This window comes from Nonomuraea sp. NPDC051298, from assembly GCF_055586305.1.
In genome coordinates, this window is sequence record NZ_JBVJIM010000014.1 from 47,052 (window position 1) to 68,208 (window position 21,157).

16 protein-coding genes are annotated in these 21,157 nt (G+C 72.2%); 4 read left to right on the forward strand and 12 right to left on the reverse strand.

Going from position 1 to position 21,157, the window contains the following annotated elements; translation table 11 throughout:
* Positions 1-5 precede the first annotated feature (5 nt).
* From ilvA to ACZ6S0_RS33330, 10 genes are all read right to left on the reverse strand, one after another.
* A complete protein-coding gene (ilvA, locus tag ACZ6S0_RS33285) occupies positions 6-1,367 on the reverse strand; it encodes a threonine ammonia-lyase IlvA (protein ID WP_465923274.1) in 1,362 nt (453 codons plus the stop codon).
* 123 nt (positions 1,368-1,490) lie between these two features.
* Positions 1,491-2,405 carry a TIGR03620 family F420-dependent LLM class oxidoreductase gene (locus ACZ6S0_RS33290; RefSeq protein WP_465923275.1) on the reverse strand — a complete coding sequence of 305 codons (915 nt, stop codon included), beginning with the start codon at positions 2,403-2,405 and terminating at the stop codon, positions 1,491-1,493.
* A gap of 98 nt (positions 2,406-2,503) precedes the next feature.
* Entirely contained in the window at positions 2,504-2,935 is a 432-nt protein-coding gene (locus tag ACZ6S0_RS33295; RefSeq protein WP_465923506.1) for a PPOX class F420-dependent oxidoreductase, read from the reverse strand.
* Positions 2,936-3,067: 132 nt separating this feature from the next.
* Entirely contained in the window at positions 3,068-5,020 is a 1,953-nt protein-coding gene (locus ACZ6S0_RS33300; RefSeq protein ID WP_465923276.1) for an ABC transporter ATP-binding protein, read from the reverse strand.
* Positions 5,017-6,753, reverse strand: a complete 1,737-nt coding sequence (locus ACZ6S0_RS33305) for an ABC transporter ATP-binding protein (RefSeq protein ID WP_465923277.1) — start codon at positions 6,751-6,753, stop codon at positions 5,017-5,019. The genes ACZ6S0_RS33300 and ACZ6S0_RS33305 overlap by 4 nt, the downstream gene beginning before the upstream one ends.
* The gene (locus tag ACZ6S0_RS33310) at positions 6,753-7,376 is read right to left on the reverse strand and encodes a TetR/AcrR family transcriptional regulator (protein WP_465923278.1); all 624 of its coding nucleotides are present in this window, start codon (positions 7,374-7,376) and stop codon (positions 6,753-6,755) included. Before ACZ6S0_RS33310 ends, ACZ6S0_RS33305 begins: the two co-directional genes overlap by 1 nt.
* A 190-nt stretch (positions 7,377-7,566) precedes the next feature.
* Positions 7,567-11,151, reverse strand: coding sequence for a hypothetical protein (locus tag ACZ6S0_RS33315; protein WP_465923279.1), 3,585 nt, complete (start codon positions 11,149-11,151; stop codon positions 7,567-7,569).
* A 2-nt stretch (positions 11,152-11,153) separates the two neighbouring features.
* Complete coding sequence (locus tag ACZ6S0_RS33320) at positions 11,154-11,966, reverse strand: carbohydrate ABC transporter permease (protein WP_465923280.1); 813 nt, start codon at positions 11,964-11,966, stop codon at positions 11,154-11,156.
* Entirely contained in the window at positions 11,963-12,871 is a 909-nt protein-coding gene (locus ACZ6S0_RS33325) for a carbohydrate ABC transporter permease (protein WP_465923281.1), read from the reverse strand. The genes ACZ6S0_RS33320 and ACZ6S0_RS33325 overlap by 4 nt, the downstream gene beginning before the upstream one ends.
* 5 nt (positions 12,872-12,876) lie before the next feature.
* Positions 12,877-14,187 (reverse strand): extracellular solute-binding protein, encoded by a 1,311-nt coding sequence (locus tag ACZ6S0_RS33330; protein WP_465923282.1) that lies wholly within the window; start codon positions 14,185-14,187, stop codon positions 12,877-12,879.
* 262 nt (positions 14,188-14,449) lie between these two features.
* Here ACZ6S0_RS33330 and ACZ6S0_RS33335 point away from each other — a divergent pair, with 262 nt between their 5' ends.
* From ACZ6S0_RS33335 to ACZ6S0_RS33350, 4 genes are all read left to right on the forward strand, one after another.
* Positions 14,450-15,187, forward strand: coding sequence for a DeoR/GlpR family DNA-binding transcription regulator (locus ACZ6S0_RS33335; RefSeq protein ID WP_465923283.1), 738 nt, complete (start codon positions 14,450-14,452; stop codon positions 15,185-15,187).
* A gap of 93 nt (positions 15,188-15,280) precedes the next feature.
* The gene (locus ACZ6S0_RS33340) at positions 15,281-16,855 is read left to right on the forward strand and encodes an alkaline phosphatase D family protein (RefSeq protein WP_465923284.1); all 1,575 of its coding nucleotides are present in this window, start codon (positions 15,281-15,283) and stop codon (positions 16,853-16,855) included.
* A gap of 14 nt (positions 16,856-16,869) precedes the next feature.
* Entirely contained in the window at positions 16,870-17,790 is a 921-nt protein-coding gene (locus ACZ6S0_RS33345; protein WP_465923285.1) for a discoidin domain-containing protein, read from the forward strand.
* 10 nt (positions 17,791-17,800) lie between these two features.
* A complete protein-coding gene (locus ACZ6S0_RS33350) occupies positions 17,801-19,225 on the forward strand; it encodes an arabinose isomerase (RefSeq protein WP_465923286.1) in 1,425 nt (474 codons plus the stop codon).
* Positions 19,226-19,238: 13 nt separating this feature from the next.
* On the opposite strand, the gene ACZ6S0_RS33355 is transcribed toward ACZ6S0_RS33350, so the two are convergent.
* Both ACZ6S0_RS33355 and ACZ6S0_RS33360 read right to left on the reverse strand, forming a co-directional pair.
* Positions 19,239-20,297: an SIS domain-containing protein gene (locus ACZ6S0_RS33355; protein ID WP_465923287.1), complete on the reverse strand. Its 1,059-nt coding sequence runs from the start codon at positions 20,295-20,297 to the stop codon at positions 19,239-19,241.
* Between the two features lie 25 nt (positions 20,298-20,322).
* On the reverse strand, positions 20,323-21,141 hold the full coding sequence (locus ACZ6S0_RS33360; RefSeq protein ID WP_465923288.1) for a BtpA/SgcQ family protein: 819 nt from the start codon (positions 21,139-21,141) through the stop codon (positions 20,323-20,325).
* Positions 21,142-21,157 lie beyond the last annotated feature (16 nt).

Here is a 21,157-nt window from a genome sequence, read left to right on the forward strand (position 1 = left end):
GCCGGTCACAGCACGAAGCGGAAGAGCGGGCTCGACGGGTCGATCTGCTCGATCCGATGGGGGGCGGCCTCCATGCGCTTCAGCAGCGCGGGCAGGTCGTTGGGGTTGGACAGCTCGATGCCGACCAGCGCGGGGCCGGTCTCGCGGTTGTTGCGCTTGACGTACTCGAAGAGGGTGATGTCGTCGTTGGGGCCGAGCACCTCGTCGAGGAAGCGGCGCAGCGCGCCCGGCTCCTGCGGGAACTCGACCAGGAAGTAGTGCTTGCGCTCCTCGTGGACCAGGGCGCGTTCGACGACCTCGGCGTAGCGGCTGACGTCGTTGTTGCCGCCGGACAGCACGCAGATCACGCTCGCCCCGGCCGGGACGTCGAGCACGGACGGCACGCCCAGCACGGCGGTGGCCAGCGCGCCCGCGGGCTCGGCGATGATCCCGTCGATCTGGTACAGCGCCAGCATCTCGCTGCACACCCGGCCTTCCGGGACGGCGACCAGCTCCGCGCCGGAGGCGGCGATCAGCGGGTACGTGACGTCTCCGGCCCTGCGCACGGCGGCGCCGTCGACGAACGTGTCGATCGTCCCCAGCGTGACCGGCCCCCCGGCCGCCAGGGCGGCGGCGACGCAGGCGGCCCCGGCGGGCTCGACCCCGACGACCTGGGCGCGCGGGTGCCGTGCGGCCAGCCAGGCGAGGGAACCGGCCAGCAGCCCGCCCCCGCCGACCGGGAGCACCACCAGGTCGGGGGTCGTACCGAGCTGGCCGACGGCCTCCCGGACGACCGTGCCCTGACCGGCGATCGTGCGCGGGTCGTCGAACGCGGGCACCAGCGTCGCCCCACCGGACCGGGCGTCGGCGACCGCGGCGGCGGACGCCTCGTCGTACGTCTCGCCGCCCACGACGATCTCGATCATGTCGCCGCCGAGCGCGGCGATGCGGTCACGCTTCTGCCGTGGCGTCGTGCGCGGCAGGTAGACCCGGCCCCGCACGCCCAGGGCCGAACAGGCGTAGGCCACGCCCTGGGCGTGGTTGCCGGCGCTGGCGGCGACCACGCCCGCGGCCCGGGACGCGTCGTCGAGCTGCGCGATCAGGTTGAACGCCCCGCGCACCTTGTACGAGCGCACGGTCTGCAGGTCTTCCCGCTTGAGCCAGATGTCGGCGCCCGTCAGCTCCGACAGGCGGGCGCTGCGTTCGAGCGGGGTGGTCGCGACGACGCCCGCCAGGCGCAGCGCGGCGGCGTCGACCGCATCGGCGTCGACCGGCACGTCAACCGGCACGTCAACCGGCACGGACGCGACCGCCGCGCCGGGGACCGCTCCGGCGTCGGCGGGCGCGTTCTGCCCCGGCGTGGCGCCTTTTCCCGGCAGATCGGTCACGGGCCGCCCTGTCTCAACGCGGATCGGCGCGCTGTCTCGTTCCATCCCTGAAGTCATAGCCCATCGTGCCCGTCAACCCCAACTCGAAGCCCTCGCTGGGGAAGGCGTCCGCGGTGGCGAGGGTCAGAGGGAGGTCAGGCCGGCGGCCGCCAGGACGCGCAGGTGCTCCAGCATCGCGCGCGGGCTGTCGGCGAGCGGCTGGACGCACACGTGGTCCGCGCCCGCGTCCAGATGCGCGCGCACCCGCGCGATGATCGTCTCCGGCTCCCCCCACGCCACGATGGCGTCGACGAGCGCGTCACTCCCGCCGCCGGCCAGGTCCTCCTCCGGCCAGCCGAGATCGCGCAGGTTGTTGACGTAGTTCGGCAGGGCCAGGTAGAGCGCCATGAAGCGGCGGGCGGTCCGCCGCGCCCGCTCGGGGTCGGTCTCGACCAGCACGGTCTGCTCCGGCGCCAGCACCGGCAGCGGGCCGAGCACCGTGCGGGCGCGGGCCGTGTGCTCCGGCGGCACGAAGTACGGGTGCGCGCCGTAGGCCCGCCGCGCGGCCAGCTCCAGCATCTTGGGCCGCAGCGCCGCCAGCAGGCGCGGCGCGGGCTCCGGGAGCGGCCCGGTGTATTCCGTGGCGTCCATGGCGTCGAGGTATTCGCGCATGGCCGACACCGGCTTGCGGTAGTCGTGGCCCCGCTGCGACACCAGCGGCGCGTGGCTGACTCCCAGCCCGAGCACGAACCTGCCGCCCGACGCCTCGGCGAGGGTGTTCGCGCCGTTGGCGGCGGCGGTGGCGTCGCGGGCCCAGATGTTGGCGATGCCGGTCGCCACCGTCAGCCGCCGGGTGCCGCCCAGGAGCAGCGCCGCGTGGGTCAGCGCCTCCTTGCCCGACGGGGTCTCGCCGACCCAGAGCGTGCCGAAGCCCAGGCTCTCCACCTCGGCGGCGGCCTCCTGCTCGAACCCGGCGGACTCACCGCCGAGCGTGCTGTTCCAGACCCCCACGCGCCCCATGCGCCGCTTCAGCGCCGCGATCTCGTCCGCACCCGGCATGAACGCCCCCTCTCCCCGACCGTCAGGGCCGGCCACCGATCTTCACGATAGGGAGCACACCGTCTGGTGAGATCAACGTGCGGTTCACGAGTCGGCCGTCACCGGATGTCGGCGCCGTACACGTGCTCGACCTTCATCACCATGAGCACCCGCCGCTCGGAGACCATCACCGACCGGTACTCGGACCAGTCGGGGTGCTCGCCCGCCGCGCGCCGGTAGTAGTCGACCAGCGCCTCGACCTCGGGGCCGTGCGGGTCGGCGCCCGGGCCGACGAGCGTCACGACCCCCTCGGCGGTGGCCCACGACCAGCCGTCGGAGCTGGTGACCTCGAGTGCGGCGCGGGGGTCGCGGCGCAGGTTCGCCGTCTTGGCCGTGCCCTCCCCCGTCGACACGTAGATCGTCTCGGCCTGGCGGTCGTAGAAGGGCATGACGGGGGAGAGCTGCGGGCGGCCGTCGGACTTGACCGTGGCGAGGACGCCCAGCCTGCTCTCCGCCAGGAGAGCGCGCGGGTCGAAGGGTGTGCTCATCATGTTCATGGACAAGTCGTGGACGCCCGCCGGTATTTCCTGCGACGCGCCGCGCCGCCGGAACTCCGGGTCGGCGACGCGGCGCGGCGGCCCCGGCGGGTCGCCCCGGGGCCGCGCCCGCCTACTCCGGCCCGCCTACTCCACCTCCGCCACGGCCTGGGCGAACTGGGCCGAGTAGAGCCGGGCGTAGGCGCCCTCGGCGGCCAGCAGCGACTCGTGCGTGCCCTGCTCGACGATCCGGCCGTTCTCCATCACGAGGATCAGGCTGGCGTCGCGGATCGTGGACAGCCGGTGGGCGATCACGAAGCTCGTACGCCCCTCGCGCAGCGAGCTCATCGCCCGCTGGATGAGCACCTCGGTCCGGGTGTCGACCGAGCTGGTCGCCTCGTCGAGGATGAGGATCGCGGGCTCCGACAGGAACGCGCGGGCGATCGTGATGAGCTGCTTCTCCCCCGCGCTGACCGTCGCGCCCTCCTCGTCGATCACCGTGTCGTAGCCGTCGGGCAGCGTGTGCGCGATGCGGTCGACGTGGGCGGCCCGCGCGGCGGCCTCGATGCGCTCGCGGGTGGCGCCCTCGGACCCGTAGCCGATGTTCTCCGCGATCGTGCCGCCGAACAGCCAGGTGTCCTGCAGCACCATGCCGATGTTGGCGCGCAGCTCGTCCCTGGACATCTGGGCGATGTCGACGCCGTCGAGCGTGATGCGGCCGCCGGTGACCTCGTAGAAGCGCAGGATGAGGTTGACCAGCGTCGTCTTGCCCGCTCCCGTGGGGCCGACGATGGCCACGGTCTGGCCGGGCTCGACGGTCAGCGACAGGTTCTCGATCAGCGGCCGGTCGGGCACGTAGCGGAACGACACGTCCTCGAACGCCACCCGCCCCCTGACCTGCGCGGGCCGCGCGGGCTCGGTGGGATCAGCGGACTGCTCGGGGGCGTCCAGCAGCTCGAAGACGCGTTCGGCGGAGGCGACGCCCGACTGCACGAGGTTCGCCATGCCGGCCACCTGGGTGAGCGGCTGGCTGAACTGCCGGGAGTACTGGATGAACGCCTGCACGTCGCCCAGCGAGATCGAGCCCGAGGCCACCCTGAGCCCGCCCACGACGGCGACCAGCACGTAGTTGAGGTTGCCGATGAACATCATGGCCGGCTGGATGAGCCCGGAGATGAACTGGGCGCGGAAGCTGGAGGTGAACAGGGCGTCGTTGTGCTCGGTGAAGGTCTCGGCCGACTCCTTCTGCCTGCCGAACACCTTGACCAGCGTGTGGCCGCCGTACATCTCCTCGATGTGGCCGTTGAGCTTGCCGGTGGACGACCACTGCTTGACGAACTGCGGCTGCGACCGCTTGCCGACGACCGCGGTGACGTAGACCGTCACCGGCACCGTGACCAGCGCGATGAGCGCCAGCAGCGGCGAGATGACGACCATCATCACCAGCACCGCCACGACCGTCAGCAGCGAGGAGATGAGCTGGCTCATCGTCTGCTGCAGCGACTGGGCGATGTTGTCGGTGTCGTTGGTGGCCCGGCTGAGGATCTCGCCGCGCGGCTGGCCGTCGAAGTAGCTCAGCGGCAGCCGGGCCAGCTTGGCCTCGATGCGCTCGCGCAGCCGGGACGCCGCCCGCTGCACGACGGTCGTGGTCATCCTGAACTGCACGATCCCGAGCAGCGCGGCCACCAGGTAGATCGCCAGCACCCAGGCCAGCACGTGGCCCAGCGCGGTGAAGTCGATGCCGTGGCCGGGCACCACGTTCATCGACGACACCATGTCGGCGAAGGTGTCCTGGCCCCGGGCGCGCAGCCCGGCCACCGCCTGCTCCTTGCTGAGGCCCGCAGGGAGCTGGGCGCCGATGATGCCGGAGAAGATCAGGTCGGTGGCGTGACCGAGGAGCTTGGGCCCGATCACGGTCAGCGCGACGCTGGCCGTGCCGAGCGCCAGGATGACGATCAGCGGCGTCCGCTCGGGGCGCAGCAGCCCCGAGAGGCGGCGCAGCGTGCCGCCGAAGTCGAGGGCCTTCTCGGCGGGCCCGGCCATCATCCGGCCCGGCCCGAAGGCGGGCTGCGGGCGCCGTGCCGGCGCCTCCGTGGTCATGCTGCGGCCTCCTGTTCGGTGAGCTGGGAAAGCACGATCTCCCGGTACGTCGGGCAGGTCGTCATGAGTTCGGCGTGGGTGCCGCTGCCGACCACGCGGCCCTCTTCGAGCACGAGGATGCGGTCGGCGTCGCGGATGGTGTTCACCCGCTGGGCCACGATGACGATCGTGGCGTCGGTGATCTCCTCGGCCAGCGCGGCGCGCAGGCGGGCGTCGGTGGCGTAGTCGAGGGCGGAGAAGGAGTCGTCGAACAGGTAGATCTCGGGCCGGTGCACCAGGGCCCTGGCGATGGCCAGGCGCTGGCGCTGGCCGCCGGACACGTTCGTGCCGCCCTGGGCGATGGGCTCCTCGAGGCCGCCGGGCATCTCCTCGACGAACTCGCGGGCCTGGGCCACCTCCAGGGCCCGCCACAGCTCCTCGTCGGTGGCGTCGGGCCTGCCGTACCTGAGGTTGGAGGCGACGGTGCCGGAGAAGAGGTAGGGCGACTGCGGGACCAGGCCGACCGTCCGGGAGAGCACGGCCGGATCGAGGTCGCGTACGTCGACGCCGTCGACCAGCACCTCGCCGTCGCTCGCGTCGAACAGCCGCGGGACGAGGTTGAGCAGCGTCGTCTTGCCGCTGCCGGTGCTGCCGATGATCGCGGTGGTGCGGCCGGGCCGGGCGGTGAAGCCGACGTCGGACAGCACCGGCTCCTCCGCGCCCGGATAGCGGAAGCCCACCGAGCGCAGCTCCACCTCGCCGATGCGGCGCTCCGGGGTGACGGGGTTCGCCGGCGGGTGGACGGTGACCTCGGTGCCGAGCACCTCCTCGATGCGCTCGGCGCACACCTCGGCCCTGGGGATCATCATGAACATGAACATCGCCATCATGACCGACATGAGGATCTGCATGAGGTAGGAGATGACCGCGGTCAGCGCGCCCACCTGCATGCTCCCGTCGGCGATGCGGTCGGCGCCGAACCACACCACGGCGACGCTGGAGACGTTCACCACCAGCATGACCGAGGGGAACATCAGCGCCATCAGCCGCCCGACCCGCAGCGACACGTCGGTCAGCTCGTCGTTGGCCACGCCGAAGCGCGCGCGCTCGTGCCGGTCGCGGACGAACGCCCTGATGACCCGGATGCCGGTGATCTGCTCGCGCAGCACCTGGTTGATCCGGTCGATGCGCTCCTGCATCGTACGGAAGAGCGGCCGCATCAGCATGATGATCACGCCCACGATGGCGATCATCACCGGCAGCACGACGAGCAGCAGCGACGACAGCGTCGTGTCCTGGCGCAGCGCCAGCACGATGCCGCCGACGCACATGATCGGCGCGGCCACCATCATCGTGAACGTCAGCAGCACGAGCAACTGGACCTGCTGCACGTCGTTGGTGGTGCGGGTGATCAGGGACGGCGGGCCGAACCTGTTGACCTCCTGGGCGGAGAAGTCCTGCACCCGGCGGAAGATCGCGGCCCGCAGGTCCCTGCCCAGGGCCATCGAGGTCAGGGCGCCGTAGTAGACGGCCACGATCGAGCAGACGATCTGGACCAGCGTCACGCCGAGCATCACCAGCCCGACGCGGACGATGTAGCCGGTGTCGCCGCGCACGACGCCGTTGTCGATGATGTCGGCGTTGAGTGTGGGGAGGTAGAGGGTGGCCAGGGTCTGGACGAACTGGAAGAGGACGACGAGCGTGATCTCTTTCCCGTACGGCCTGAGCTGGCCCCGCAGGAGACGGAGCAGCATCAAAGGGGACTTTCTGTGGAAGGGGCGAGGGCGGACCGCACGAGCAGCCCGTCGAGCAGGACGGAGACGATCTCCTCGTCGTCCATGTCGCCGAACTCGCCGCCGTGGCCGTAGTCGCGGAACACGCTCGCCGCGATCAGCATGAGCAGCAACTGCGCCGCGGCCTCGGGGGAGCGCCGCAGCCGGTCGCGGTCGGGCTCCATCAGCGCGGCGACCGCGGCCGAGATCAGGCGGCGGCCGTCGAGCATCCACTGCCTGAACTCGGCGTCCTCGGCCATCAGCTCCTTGGGCGCGGCGATGAGGTTGGCGTTGGCGGTCCATCTTTCGCGCATCAGCGTGACCGCCTCGCGCAGCCGGGCGCGCAGCCCGGTCCGCGTGCCGATGGCGGCCAGCGCGTCCAGCGTGGGCCGCGGGTCGTACGCGCGCATCACGGCCGCGCGCAGCAGGGTGGCCTTGTCGGGGAAGACACCGAAGATCGTGCCCTCGGCCACGCCCGCGGCCTCGGCGATCTGACGGGTGCTCACGGCCGTGCCGTGCTCGCGCACCAGGGGAACGGTGGCGGCGATGAGCGCGGCCCGACGGTCTTCCGGCGCCATGGCCGGCACTCTTCGCCTTCTTGACATGCGGAGGAGTCTAATGAGTGAGCACTCGCTCGTTCAAATCATTAAATACCCGCAAAGCGAAGTTCATGTCCCGTTTGACGGGGGTTGCAGAACGTCTGGGGCCTCTACCGGGACCGCCGCCCGAGCCTCTCGCTCGGGCGGCGGCGCCTTCGACCACTTCGAGCGTCAGGGCCCGCTGACGCTCAGCCGTTCACCCAGCACTGACCTCGTCGGCCTCCAGGCGCAGGTGCACCGGCCCGAACAGGCCCGTGCTGCGCTGGCCGGGGAAGACGAAGTGGGTGGGCCCGGCCTCGTCCAGGTACGGCGCCAGGGTGCCGAGCACGAGCACCTCCACCACGTTGTCGCCGTCCGTCAGCTCGACGTCGAAGACGTACGGCGAGCACACCCGCACGCCGCAGGGCCTGCCGTTCACCGTCACCTCGGCCGTTCCCCTGACCCGGCCCAGGTCGAGCACGGCGGGGCCGGAGCGGGCGGCGACCGTGGTGCGGTAGCGCACGCCGCCGCTGTACCCGGCCAGGCCGCGCTCCTCCCAGTCGCCCAGCCGCATCCGTCCTGGACCGCAGGTGAACCGGACGGGGCCGGTGAAGGCCGCGCCCCCCTGAGCCCCCGGCCGGGTGTGGACCCGGATCTCGACCTCCCCCGGGCCCGTGCGCCCACCGGCCTCCTCCGCGCCCGTACGGGTCCCGGCGTCCTGCGGCCGGTGTCCTCCCAGCTCGGCGGAGACCTCCAGGCGTCCAGAGGCGTGCACCTCGATGCCGGTCGCGCCGGGCGGCGCGTCCAGCAGGAACCGCTCGACGCGCGGGTTGGCGCCGGGGACCGCGAAGACGGCGGGCAGGGCGGTGGGGCCGCCGTCGAGCCAGTCGGCCCCGGGCAGCGGGTGCGGGCGGGGCAGCAGCCAGAGGGCGGCGGGGTCGCCGTGCTGGCGGCGCCGTACGCGGGCGGGGAGCCGGTCCGCGCCGTCGCCGCGCGTCCAGTCGGGCCCGGACACCGCCAGGCCGTCCACCAGCACCCAGCCGTCGGACTCGACGCGTACCGTGTTCGCGCCCGGTCGCACCAGGCCGGTCACGTCGTAGCGGCGCACCCGCGGGATGTCCGCCTCGGCGTACGGGTCGAAGCCGCCCTGACGGCCCGCCTCGATCCCGTTGACCAGCACCCGGCACAAGGAGGTGGAGGCCACCTGGAGCAGCGCGTCCTCGTCCCACTCCCCCACGTGGACGACGGTCTCCAGGAGCGCGCCCGCGATCCACTCCGGCGGGGCCGGGGCCGGTGGCTCGGCCACCACGCACACGTACGCCCGCAGGTCCAGCTCCTCCTCGGGCACCAGCAGCAGCTCCAGCAGGTGCTCGCCGGGCGGGACGGGCGCGCGGGAGACGGCGGCGTGCCCGCGGTCGTCGAGCGGCTGCTCGACCCCGTCGAGCCAGAGCGTCTTCGCGGCCCCGGCCCCGATCATCACCCGTCCGGCCGAGGGCACGGTGACGACCGCGCGGAACCGCGCCGCACCGCCCTCGGGGACGTGCCCGAAGGACAGGAACTCCAGCGGCACCCGCCCCTTCGGCCCCAGCGTCTCGCGGTGCACCGGGTCCTTGCGCAGTCCGCGGGAGGACGACCACTCCGACGGCGTCCACGGCCCGTCGCCGACCCGCTGTTCGCCGTGCGGCCCGTACGTCACGTCCACCGGCCGCCCGTCGGGGGTGCGCAGCGTGCGGCACTCGACCCCGGCGCCGCCGCCGAAGTCGGACCAGGTGTCGTCGAGCGTGGGCACCAGCTCGACGTCCCACTCGTCCCCGAGCGGCACCTCCACCGGGTACGCGGGCCGCGCGACCGGCTCGGCCACCGTTCCGTCGAACACCAGCAGCGCCGCGGGCCCGTCGTCGAACGGCACCGTGACGCGTACGGCGTCGCCGTCCCTGGTGTGCGGCAGCGCCACCGGCTCGCCCCCGGTGAAGGGGCGCAGCAGCAGCGGCGTGCCCGACACCCCGCGGACGACGACCGGCATCTCGCGGCGGTAGCGGGCGGGGTCGAAGTCGATGACGGCGTCCAGCCAGCCCAGGTCGACGCCGCGTTCCTCGGGACGTCCGACGCCGACGCGGCTGGCCATGGGGAACGCCGCGGGCAGGAACACCAGCGTCGTCTCGCCGTCCTCGCGCACCAGGGCGGGGACGGGGGCCTCGACCCGCCGCTCCAGCCCGTCCAGCGCCTCGCCCAGCCGCCCGGCCGACTCCACGAACAGTGCGTCCCGCAGGACGTCACCGGCCCGCTCGGCGGCGGGCTCCTGCGCGGCGGCGGGCTCCTGCGCGGCGTTCTCCAGGCGGATGTCCTGTGGCCGGGTGCCCACGGTGACCACCAGCCCGCCGTTCGCGGCGAACTCCCCGAGCCGGGCGGCCACGTCCGCGTCCAGCACCGTGACGGCGGGCAGGACGATGGCACGGTACGCCTCGGTGGAGACCGCCAGCCGCCCGTCCTTGACGACCGCGCGGCGCACCGAGTCGTCGTCGATGACATCCGCGTCGAGGCCGAGGCGGTCCACCACGCCGGGTTTGGTGGCGAACCACGCCATGTCGCCGACCAGCTCGCGGTAGACCTCCTGGGCCCGGTCGGCCGCCGGGTCACTGCCGGAGAGCCCGGTGCCGGCCTGGGCGGTCGCGGTGGGCAGCAGCACGGCGACGTCGCACGCGTGGCGGCCCAGCGACAGCGCCGCGCACAGCCGGGTGACCGCCTCGGCGAAGACCCGGTAGTGCCCCCAGTACGGCTGCCGCCAGTCGGTGGACGGCGGCGCCCACTCCCACCAGCCCCGCTTGGTCGTGTAGTAGACCGCGTGCGGGTTGTAGAGGGTGGCCCCGGCGCGCAGCCACGGCAGCAGCCAGTCGAACGTCTCCTCCAGCGTGCCGCCCCACCCGCTGGAGTGGAACGCCTCGATCCAGGTGCGCGGCCGGCCGTACAGGTGGGCCAGGGAGGAGTGCAGGCGCGCGTCGCCGTGGTGGTCGGAGCCGGGCGCGCTGAACCAGCGGTGCGTACGCGCGTAGTCGGCGTACAGCCGCACGCCGTCGACCGGGTCACCGGCACGGGCGGGGTCCTGCTGGTCGCAGCCGTGCACGAGCCCGTGGCGGGCGTGCCATTCGGCCAGCGGCCGGAAGAACGCCTCCTCGGCCAGCTCGGCCCTGGTGCGCTGGTAGGACCGCCAGTCGGGGTCCTCCAGCCGGAACGGGCGGCCGTGCCGGGCGGCGTGCTCGTCGGCGAAGTCCGCCGACCAGGTGGGCAGCGTCGGCAGCTCGTCCTGGAACGACCCGGCGATCACCCGGCCGAACCAGTGCCCGACCCGCCGTTCGAACTCGCCGTGCACCCGGTCCAGCAGCACCGCGCACGCCTCGCGCGAGAGGTAGTCGAAGCCGCGCCGCGTCACCGTCCCGTCGGCGGCCAGCCAGTGCCCGGCGAACTCGGGGCGTTCGAGCACGAGCCGCGCCTGCAGGTCGGCGCCGGAGAAGCCGAGCTGGTCGTAGAACCACAGGTACGCGCCCAGGTCGTGGGCGTCCTGGCAGACGCCGTCCAGCAGCTCCCACCACGCCTCCGACAGGAACGGCGGCTCGTCGGCGTCGGCCCCGAACATCGGCCCCGAGGGCGCGAGGTTGAGGATGACGAGGTTGTGCACACCCCCGGCGACCAGGCGCTCCATCTGCCAGCGCAGCCGGTCGCGGCGCAGCGGCTCGCCGCTCCACCACCAGATGGCCGCCGGGGAGAACGCCTTGGGCGGTTCGCGGAAGACCTCGAAGACGTTCATCCCTATCCCTTGAGACCGCTGGCGAAGCCCTTGATGACGTAACGCTGCAGGGCCAGGAACACCAGCACGATCGGCAGTGCGCCGAGCACGAGGCCGGCGAAGACGAGGCCGTGCTGGGAGACGTACTGGCCGACGTAGGCGAACACGCTGACCGGGACCGTCTCGTATCCGGAGCCGCCGAGGTAGACCAGCGGGGTGAAGAAGTCGTTCCAGATGAAGACGGCGTTGAGGATCAGCACCGTGCCGGTGATCGGCCGCAGCAGCGGGAAGACCACGCGGGTGAAGGCCGTCAGGTGCGAGGCGCCGTCGAGCATCGCGGCGGCGGCGTACTCGCGGGGCAGCGCCCGGATGAAGCCCGTGTAGAGGAATACGGTGAAGGGGAGCTGGATGCCGGTGTAGAAGAGGATCATCCCGGCGTGCGTGCCGATCAGCCCCAGGTCGGTCACCAGCTCGAACAGCGGGATCATGCCGAGCTGGAACGGCAGCACGATGCCGAGCAGGAACAGCACGTACAGGCCGTAGCCGAGGCGGGTCTGCACGCGCGCCAGGAAGTACGCGGCGAACGAGCCGAGCGCGATGAGCGCCGCCAGGCTGACCGCGGTGATCACCGTGCTGTTCATCAGCGACGGGCCGAGCGCCGCCGACGACCAGGCGTTGCCGAAGTTCTCGAACGTGGGCGGGTCGGGCAGGCTCAGCGGCGACTGCGCGATCTGCCCCGGGTCCTTCAGCGACAGCGAGACCAGCGTGTAGACGGGGAACAGGAACGCCACCGCCACCACGATCATGACGATTTCCAGCAGGAACGTCCTTCTCACGCCGTCACCTCCCGGCTGCGCAGGTAGTAGACCTGGATGAGCGACACGGCGGCCACGAACAGCGCCAGCACCAGGGCGATGGCGGTGCTGTAGCCGAACTTGCCGAAGACGAACGCCTGCTTGTACAGCACGGTCGAGAGCGTCTCGGTGGCGTAGCCGGGGCCGCCGTTGGTGGCGGCGAAGACCTGGTCGAAGAGCTTGAGCCCGCCGATCGTGGAGAGCATCAGGTTGATCGTCAAGGACGGTGCCAGCAGCGGCCAGGTCACGTAGCGGAAGCGTTCCCAGGTGCCGGCGCCGTCGATCTTCGCGGCCTCCTGCAGCTCCTCCGGCACGCCCTCCAGACCGGCCAGGAAGATGACCATGGAGTAGCCGGCGTTCTGCCACACGACCATGACGGCGATCGACCACAGCGCGACCGACGGGTCACCGAGCCAGTCGACGCGCAGGCCGAGCAGCCCGTTGAGCCCGGAGGACGGGTCGGGGTTGAAGAGGTACTTCCACAGGAAGGCCACCATGACCGGGCTGACGACGACGGGCGCGAAGAAGATCACGCGAAGCAGCGCCCGGCTCTTCAGCTTGACGTGCACGCCGAGCGCCAGCAGCAGCCCGACGCCGTTCTGCACGACCACGATCGCCACGGTGAGCAGCAGCGTGTTGCCGATCGAGCCCATGGCCTGCTCGTCACCCAGCAGGGTGACGAAGTTCGCCAGGCCCACGAAGGACATGTCCTGGCCGATCCCGCTCCAGTCGGTGAACGCGTACACCACGCCGGCGACCGCCGGGTAGAGCACGATCAGCGCGTACACGGCCAGGGCGGGCGCGGCGAAGAACCAGGGTGGGGAGGCCGGGTCGGAGCGGCGGCGCCGCCGCGCGGCGTGCGCCGACTTGCCCCGGCCTGCGGTCACGGAAGTCACTTGCGGTAAGCCTCGTCCATCTTCTTCAGCGCCTCGTCGATGGTGGAGTCGCCGGCCAGCAGTTCCTGGATCACCGCGAAGTGCACGGGCTGCACCTCGGCGTTCGGCCAGCGCTGGTCCATGAAGGGCACGGCCCGGTCCTTGGTGAAGGGCAGGAACGACTGCACCGCCGGGTCGATGCTGGAGCCGGCGTCCTGGGTGAGCGGGATGGCGGCGATGGCCTTGGCCCAGGCGTTGATGTTCTCCTGGCGGGCGAGGAAGTCGATGAACGCCTTGGCCTCCTCGGCGTTGCGGCCCTTGGCGGAGGCGCCGAGGCCGACGACGACGCCGGCCGGGATCCACACCGAGTTGGCGTCGTCGGCGCCGGGCACGGGGAACATCGACAGGTCGTCGGGCGAGGAGGCGGCCTTGCGGAAGTCGGGCAGGACGGCCGAGACCTGGATGGCCATGGCCGCCTTGCCGGTGGCCACCATGGAGGTCTGCTGCTCGAACGTGGTGCCGTTCGGGTTGTCGTTGAAGAAGCCGCGCTTCTGCAGCTCCAGGTACATCTCCATGGCCTGGCGCCAGCCCGACTGGGCGAAGCTCGTCTGCCCGGCGGCCTGCTTGTCGTCGAACGTGGGGTCCTTGGCGTAGACGGTGGAGGGCACCAGCGCGTACGTGATGAGCTGGGTGACCCACGGCGTCTGGGCACCCAGCGCGATCGGCACCACGCCCGACTTCTTCAGCTTGTCGCACACGTCGAGGAACTCGCTCCACGTGGTGGGCGGCGCGGCGATGCCGGCCTTCTCGAACACCTTCTTGTTGTAGACGGCGCCGATCACCGAGGACCCGGCCGAGTAGAGGTAGGTCTTGCCGTCGAGCTGGAAGGCGGGCTTGAACCCGGTGGGGATCGTCTGGGTCCACGGCTGCGCGGACAGGTCGGCCAGCAGGCCCGCCTTGGCGATCTCGGACATCGACATGGCGCTGCCGCTGCCGGGGTAGACGACGTGCAGGTCGGGGGCGTTGCCCGCGCCGAGCTGGGTGCGCAGCGAGGTCTGCACCTGGTCGGTGGGGGCGTAGGACACCGTGACGCGGACGGACGCCTTGACCTTCTGGTAGGCCGCCGTCAGCTCGTCCATCGGGGTCTTCTGGTCGGCCACGCCGATGAACTTGAGGTCGGTCGTGGCGCCGCCGCCGCTGCCGCCGGTGGTGGCGGTGGTCTCCGGCCTGGTGGAGCAGGCCGTGGCCAGCGTGGCCACGGCCAGACCGCCCATCATGCGCAGGAACTGGCCGCGGCTGACCCTGGCGTTGTGCAACAGGTCGGTCATGTCGCTGTCTCCTCATCGTGCGGAAGGCTGAGATCCCGCCCGATGGTGCCTGACACGGCCATGCTGACCAGGCCCGGCACCAATGCGAACGTTTTAATCGATCGTTAAGTTAACAAACAAATGTGTTAAAAAGGTGGTTGCCGGGAGGGTATGAGTCGCCCGACCGGGGTGTCAAGGGTAGGATGCGCAGCCGTCCGGCAAGGTGGAGACTTTGGTGAATTCGCGTCAGCATACCTCCAGCAGGTCAGTGCGGTGGCAGAGCATGACCGAGCACATCGTGCGGCAGGGCTCCGCCTCCGTCACCGAGCTCGCCGAGACCTTCGGCGTGAGCCTGATGACCGTCCACCGCGACCTCGACGAGCTGGAGCGCCAGGGCATGGTGCGCAAGGTCAGAGGCGGTGCGACGGCCCAGGCCAGCAACGTGTGGGAGAGCAACATCGCCTACCGGCTCAGGGCGCACACGGCCGAGAAGGACGCCATCGCCCGGGTCGTGGCGGGGCTGATCGAGCCGGGCAGCTCGGTGATGCTCGACGACTCCACGACCGCCCTGGCCGTCGCCCGCCACCTGGACGAACTCGGCCCGCTGACCGTGGTGACGAACTTCCTGGAGGCGATCAGGCTGCTGGCCGGCCGCCCCGACGTCCGGCTGATCGCGCTCGGCGGCGAGTACCGCCCCACGCACGACTCGTTCCTCGGCCTCGGCTGCGTCGACGCCGTCGAGGCCATGAACACCGACCTCGTGGTGGTCTCCACCTCGGCCGTCTCCGACCAGTACGCCTACCACCAGGAGCAGGAGATCGTGCTGGTCAAGCGGGCCATGCTGCGCGCGGCGTCGCGGCGGGTGCTGGCCGTCGACGGCTCCAAGCTGGCCCGCGTGGCGCTGCACCGGGTGGCCCCGCTCGACGACTTCGACGTGATCGTGGTCGACGCCAACGCCCCCGCGGAACTGCTGCAGCGACTGCGCGACCACCACGCGGACGTCCGTGTCGCAGACTTGTAACGTCTGGAAGCGTGATTTGTAACTTGCATCTTGTTAAGAGCTTGGCTGCTTGCTAGAAAGTGAGGGCTTTCGTCCCCCTACATGGGAAGCAGCATGCCTGAACTCTCCCGCCGAGGTCTTCTCGGTCTGGGCGGCGCCGCCTTCGCGCTCGCCTTCACCACCGACCTGGCCGACCCGTGGACCGCTCCCGCGCGGGCCGCGACCATGGCCGACAACCCCTTCCAGCTCGGCGTCGCCTCCGGTGACCCGTTATCCGACCGCGTGATCCTCTGGACCCGCCTGGCGCCCAAGCCGCTGGAGCCGCTCGGCGGGCTGCCGTTCGCCAAGTTCCGCGTCGACTGGGAGATCTCCGAGGACGAGAACTTCACCCGCCGCGTCCGCCACGGCTCCACCTGGGCCACCCCCGAGTACGGCCACTCGGTGCACGTGGACGCCAAGGGCCTGCGCCCGGGCCGCGAGTACTACTACCGCTTCCGCACCGGCGGCGAGATCAGCCCCGTCGGCCGCACCAAGACCGCGCCCGCGCCGCGCACCAGCCCCGACGCGCTGCGCCTGGCCTTCGCCTCGTGCGCGTCGTGGCAGGACGGCTACTACACCGCCTACCGCCACCTCGCCGACGAGCGCCCCGACGTGGTCTTCCACCTGGGCGACTACATCTACGAGTACGGCATCGTCCCGATGGGCGGCACCCGCAACACCCCCGTGCCCGAGCAGTTCCGGGTGCAGTGCGACACGCTCGACCGCTACCGCGTCCAGTACGGCCTCTACAAGAGCGACCCCGACCTGCAGGCCGCCCACCAGAGCGCCCCCTGGATCGTCACCTGGGACGACCACGAGGTGCTCGACAACTGGGCCGGCCGCTTCGGCCCCGGCGGCGACGTGACCGAGCAGGACTACCTGGTCATCCGGGCCAACGCCTTCCGGGCGTTCTGGGAGAACATGCCCGTCCGCGTCCCCACGATCGAGGGCCCCGACGCCCGCATCTACCGCCGGTTCACCTTCGGCGACCTGGCCGAGTTCAACGTGCTCGACACCCGCCAGTACCGCGACGACCAGGTCTGCGGCGACGGCCAGCAGATCGACTGCGCCGACCGGCTGGAGCCCTCCAGGCAGATGCTCGGCGCCGAGCAGGAGACCTGGCTGCTCGACGGCCTCGGCGCCTCCCGCGCCAAGTGGAACGTGCTCGCCCAGCAGATCGCCATGATGCAGCTCGACTACGACGCGGGCCCGGCCCAGCGGCTCAGCATGGACCTGTGGGACGGCTACAAGGCCGCCAAGGACCGCCTGCTCACCGGCATGGTCGACCGCCAGGTCAGCAACCCCGTGGTGCTCACCGGCGACATCCACTACAACCTCGCCGGCGAGCTGAGGACGAACTTCGACGATTCCGCCACGCCCGTCGTCGGCGTGGAGTTCGTGTGCACCTCGATCAGCAGCGGCGGCAACGGCAACGCCAGCACCGGCGTGCCCCCGGGCGGCACCGACGCGACCAACCCGCACCTGCGCTTCTCCAGCTACCAGCGCGGTTACGTCTCCTGCGAGGTCACCCGCGACCAGTGGCGTTCCGACTTCAAGATCGTCCCGTACGTCGACCGCCCCGGCGCCCCCGTCTCGACCCGGGCCTCCCTGGTCAGCCTCGACGGCGCCCCCGGCCTGCACGCGCTCTAGAAAGGAACGGGATCATGCGTACTCTCGCCGCCGCGCTGGCCGCCGCCGTCACCGTCACCTCCACGCTCACCGCCGCGACGTCCGCCGGCGCCACCACCGCCGCCCGCGACCCCGAGCCGTCACCCCCGGCCCTGTCGGTCAAGGTCGAGTCGGGCCGCTCCAAGGGGACCGGCTCGTACGCCCCGATCGCCGGAGCGGACAAGCTGGTCGCCCCGATCGGCGTCGACCCCGCCTGCCCGGCCACGCTCCAGATCGGCCTGCGCAGCGACGCCAAGAAGGCCGCCTACGCGACCATGCAGGTGGCGGTGGACCCGCCGCTGACGGCCTCCCGCCCCATGCTGACCAGCTACCTGCCGCCCGGCTACGAGGTCCGCGCCAAGCTGCTCGTGGCCGTGCCGCCCGGCACCGAGCAGGGCACGTACGACCTGCGCCTCAGCGCGTCGGGAAGCACGCTGAAGGTGCCGGTCGAGGTGGTGCCCGTGGACGGGCTCGACAACGGCGGCAACCTCGCCCTGCGCCGCCCCGTCACCGCCTCCTCCCAGCACACCAACGCCAACTACCCTCCGTGCAGCATCGTCGACGGCGACCGCTCCTCCAACGGCTGGGCCGGCGGCAACGGCTGGAACGACGCCACCGCCAGGGCCTGGCCGGACACCGTGGCCATCGCGCTCGGGAACGCCCGGCAGGTGTCCAGGGTGGACCTGTATACCCTGGACACCGAGCGCTACCCCGCCTCCCGGCACGGCCTGCGCGACTGGGACGTGCAGGTCCAGGTCGGCGGCCAGTGGCAGACGGTGGCCCAGGTGCGCGGCAACACCGCCGGCACCGCGCGTTCGGACTTCGCGCCGGTCACCACCGACGCCGTGCGCATCGTGGCGCTCGCGTCGAACGGCGCCAACGACTACACGCGCATCATCGAGGTCGAAGCCCGCTAGGAAGGACATCATGAGCACGTTCCCCCGCATCACCCCGCGCCGCACCAAAGTGGGGCTGGTCGCCGGAGGGCTGGGAGCCTACTGGCCGCAGTTCCCCGACCTCCTCCCCCAGCTCCAGCGCTCGGCCGACCGCGTGTCCGAGCGTATGCGCGAACTGGACGCGGAGGTCGTGGACGTCGGTTTCATCTCCGACGCCCAGGAAGGGGCCGAGGCGGCCGAGAAGCTGCGGGCCGCCGGCTGCGATCTGATCGTCGGGTTCCTGACGACGTACATGACGGCGACCATGCTCGTGCCGATCGCCCAGCGCAGCGGCGCCCCCGTGCTCCTGATCAACCTGCAGCCCACGGAGTCGATGGACCACGCCACGTTCGACACCGGACAGTGGCTGGCCTACTGCGGCGCCTGCCCGCTGCCGGAGATGGCCAACGCCTTCACCCGCTCCGGCATCCCGTTCCGCTCGGTCTCCGGCTACCTGGAGGACGAGCGGGCATGGGAGCGCATCGGCCGCTGGGTGCGGGCCGCGGGCGTACGCTCCGCGCTCCGGCACGGGCGGCACGGTCTGATGGGCCACCTCTACCCCGGCATGCTGGACGTCTCCACCGACCTGACCCTGGTCAGCGCGAACCTCGGCGGGCACGTCGAGGTGCTGGAGTTCGACGACCTGCGGGTCCGCACGGAGAAGGTCACCGGCGCCGAGACCGCCGAGCGGGTCGCGCTGACCCGTGAGGTGTTCGAGCTGGCCGACTCGGTCAACGAGGAGGACCTCGAATGGGCCGCCCGCGTGTCGGTCGGGCTGGACCGCCTGGTCGAGGACTTCGCGCTGGACAGCCTGGCCTACTACCACCGGGGCCTGGACGGCGAGATCCACGAGCGGCTCGGGGCGGGCATGATCCTCGGCTCGTCCCTGCTCACCGCGCGGGGCGTCCCGGCCGCCGGGGAGTACGAGCTGCGCACCTCGCTGGCCATGCTCATCATGGACCGGCTGGGCGGCGGCGGCTCGTTCACCGAGTTGCAGGCGCTCGACTTCGCCCGCGGCCACGTGGAGATGGGCCATGACGGCCCCGCCCACCTGGCGATCAGCTCCCGCAAGCCGCTGCTGCGCGGGCTGGGCGTCTACCACGGCAAGCGCGGGTGGGGCGTGTCGGTGGAGTTCGACGTGACGCGCGGGCCGGTGACCGCGTTCGGGCTGCGCCAGTCCCGCGACGGCAGCTACGGCTTCGTCGTCTCGGAGGGCGAGGTGGTGGAGGGGCCGCTGCTGCAGATCGGCAACACGACCTCCCGGGTGGACTTCGGCTGCGACCCGGGCGAGTGGACCGACGAGTGGAGCGCCACCGGCATCTCCCACCACTGGGCGCTGGGCACCGGGCACCGCCTGGCCGACCTGCGCGCGGTCGCCGACCTGCTCGGCGTCGAGGTGGCGCACGTGCGGCCCTGACGCCCTGCCGGGCTCAGGCCGTACGCGTCGAGAAGGGCGCCACGCCCAGCCGGGACGCCAGCTCGAACGCCACCGCGCCGGCGAACACGCTCGACCGCAACGCCGAGAACTCCTCCCGGACCGTGCCGCGAAGCGGCAACACCAGGTCGGCGAACGCGGCCGGCCCGTCACGGTCGTCGGCGACGACCACGACGGGCCGGCCGCGTTCGCGTGCCCGCGCCGCCACCTGGACGGCGCGGGCACGGCTGCGTCCCGGCGCGGCGATCACCAGCGTCGGCAGGCCGGAGGGGCGCGCCAGCGCCTCGACGTGCTCCCACTCCTCCAGGTCCTGCCCCGTCGCGAACGCCCCCGCCGCCTCGACGAGCTTGGCCGCGGCGAACAGCGCGCCGCCGAGCCCCGGCCCGCTGCCCAGCACCATGGTCACCGGCGCCGCCGCGATCAGCTCGGCCACGTGCCCGGCCCGCGGCCATGTGGCGGCGGCCGTCTCCTCCACGGCTCCCGCCACTTCTCGCAGCTCGCGGGCCAGGTCGTCCCGGCCAGGCGCGGCGCGGCCGCGCACCCGGCCCAGCTCGACCGCCGACAGCAGCAGCGCCAGCAGGCTGGCCTGGTAGGTCCGCAGCCCTGGGCAGGGACGCAGGCTCGGCAACGGCGTCACCAGCGCCGCCTCGGCCGCCCCCGTCACCGGCGAACCCGCCGTCGAGGTGACCGCCAGCGTGCGGGCGCCGCGGGCGTCCGCCTGCCGGAGCGCCTCGGCGACCAGCGGGTGACCGCCCGACGCCGACACCCCCACCACCAGCGCGGCGCGGGCCGTCTCCGCGCGTGGCAGGCCGTACTTCAGCAGGCGCAGCGCGCTCAGCGGCAGGCAGACGACGCCCGCCAGCTCCGTGAAGGCCATCTCCGCCGCGAGGGCGGCGTGGTGGGAGTCGCCGCTGCCCGTCACGTAGACGTGCTCGACTTTCGCCCACCCGGCGGCGATCCGCCGCGCCGCGGCCAGCACGGGGCCGTGCAGGGCGCGTACGTCGCCGCCGAGCGCGTCGACCTGCGCCGCCATCTCCTCCAGCACGTACGCCATCGCCGCCTCCTTCAGCCGGTCTCCTTCAGCCGCCGGGCCGCCCGCGCACCGCCCGCAGGTACGTCTCCACCAAGCCGGCGTCGATCGGGCTGCCCCACCCGGCGCGTTCCAGGCAGGTGCCGACGAACGCGCCGTCGGCGCCCTGAGGGGAGCCCAGCAGCCGTGCCGCGTTGTCGTGGTTCGTGTGCCCGGCCAGCAGGATCGGCAGGCCCGGCACCGCCGTACGCACCTGGGCGACCAGGTCGAGGGCCACCTCCTCGCGCGGGCTGGACACGGCCACCGCGTCCGCCCCCGCCCGGCGGGCCGCCGCGGCCACCTCCGCCACCGGCTTCCCGCCGCCCAGCCAGGTGAAGTGCATGGACTCGATGTCGGCGATGATCCGGACGTCCCACGCGCCGATCTTGCGCCGGTACTCCATCACCGCCAGCGGGTCAGGCTGCACCAGGCCGTGCGAGGTCAGCGTCGCCCCGACGAGCGCGCCCACCCGTACGAAGCCCGCCCCCGTCACCTTCGCCACCGCCAGCGAGGCGCGCACCGCGTTCCGCATCACCTGCACGCCGACCAGGAACTCCGGCCCGGTCGCCGCGACGACGGCACGGACGACCAGCGTGAGCGCGGCCAGCCGGGCCGGATCCACGTCCTCGCCCGTGGAGTACACCCGGTCGACCGTCTGCACCAGGCAGCCGCCGGCGCCCCCGTCCCGCAGGGCGCGCGCCGACTCGACGGCCGTCTCGACGATCTCCTGAAGGCTGCCCTCCCGGTGGTAGGGCGTGCCGGGCAGCGGCTGGAGGTGGACCATCCCCAGCACGAGCTTGCCCTCCGGCCACCGTACTGTCTCGCCCACCCCGCTCCCCTTCCCG

Excerpts from the sequence above, each read along its gene's own strand:
- ACZ6S0_RS33340 (WP_465923284.1), top strand. The coding sequence starts at position 15,281 with ATGCCTGAACTCTCCCGCCGAGGTCTTCTCGGTCTGGGCGGCGCCGCC.
- ACZ6S0_RS33295 (WP_465923506.1), bottom strand. The coding sequence starts at position 2,935 with ATGATGAGCACACCCTTCGACCCGCGCGCTCTCCTGGCGGAGAGCAGG.
- ACZ6S0_RS33350 (WP_465923286.1), top strand. The coding sequence starts at position 17,801 with ATGAGCACGTTCCCCCGCATCACCCCGCGCCGCACCAAAGTGGGGCTG.
- ACZ6S0_RS33305 (WP_465923277.1), bottom strand. The coding sequence starts at position 6,753 with ATGCTGCTCCGTCTCCTGCGGGGCCAGCTCAGGCCGTACGGGAAAGAG.
- ACZ6S0_RS33355 (WP_465923287.1), bottom strand. The coding sequence starts at position 20,297 with ATGGCGTACGTGCTGGAGGAGATGGCGGCGCAGGTCGACGCGCTCGGC.
- ACZ6S0_RS33310 (WP_465923278.1), bottom strand. The coding sequence starts at position 7,376 with ATGTCAAGAAGGCGAAGAGTGCCGGCCATGGCGCCGGAAGACCGTCGG.
- ACZ6S0_RS33315 (WP_465923279.1), bottom strand. The coding sequence starts at position 11,151 with ATGAACGTCTTCGAGGTCTTCCGCGAACCGCCCAAGGCGTTCTCCCCG.
- ACZ6S0_RS33330 (WP_465923282.1), bottom strand. The coding sequence starts at position 14,187 with ATGACCGACCTGTTGCACAACGCCAGGGTCAGCCGCGGCCAGTTCCTG.
- ACZ6S0_RS33300 (WP_465923276.1), bottom strand. The coding sequence starts at position 5,020 with ATGACCACGGAGGCGCCGGCACGGCGCCCGCAGCCCGCCTTCGGGCCG.
- ACZ6S0_RS33345 (WP_465923285.1), top strand. The coding sequence starts at position 16,870 with ATGCGTACTCTCGCCGCCGCGCTGGCCGCCGCCGTCACCGTCACCTCC.
- ACZ6S0_RS33335 (WP_465923283.1), top strand. The coding sequence starts at position 14,450 with ATGACCGAGCACATCGTGCGGCAGGGCTCCGCCTCCGTCACCGAGCTC.
- ACZ6S0_RS33290 (WP_465923275.1), bottom strand. The coding sequence starts at position 2,405 with ATGCCGGGTGCGGACGAGATCGCGGCGCTGAAGCGGCGCATGGGGCGC.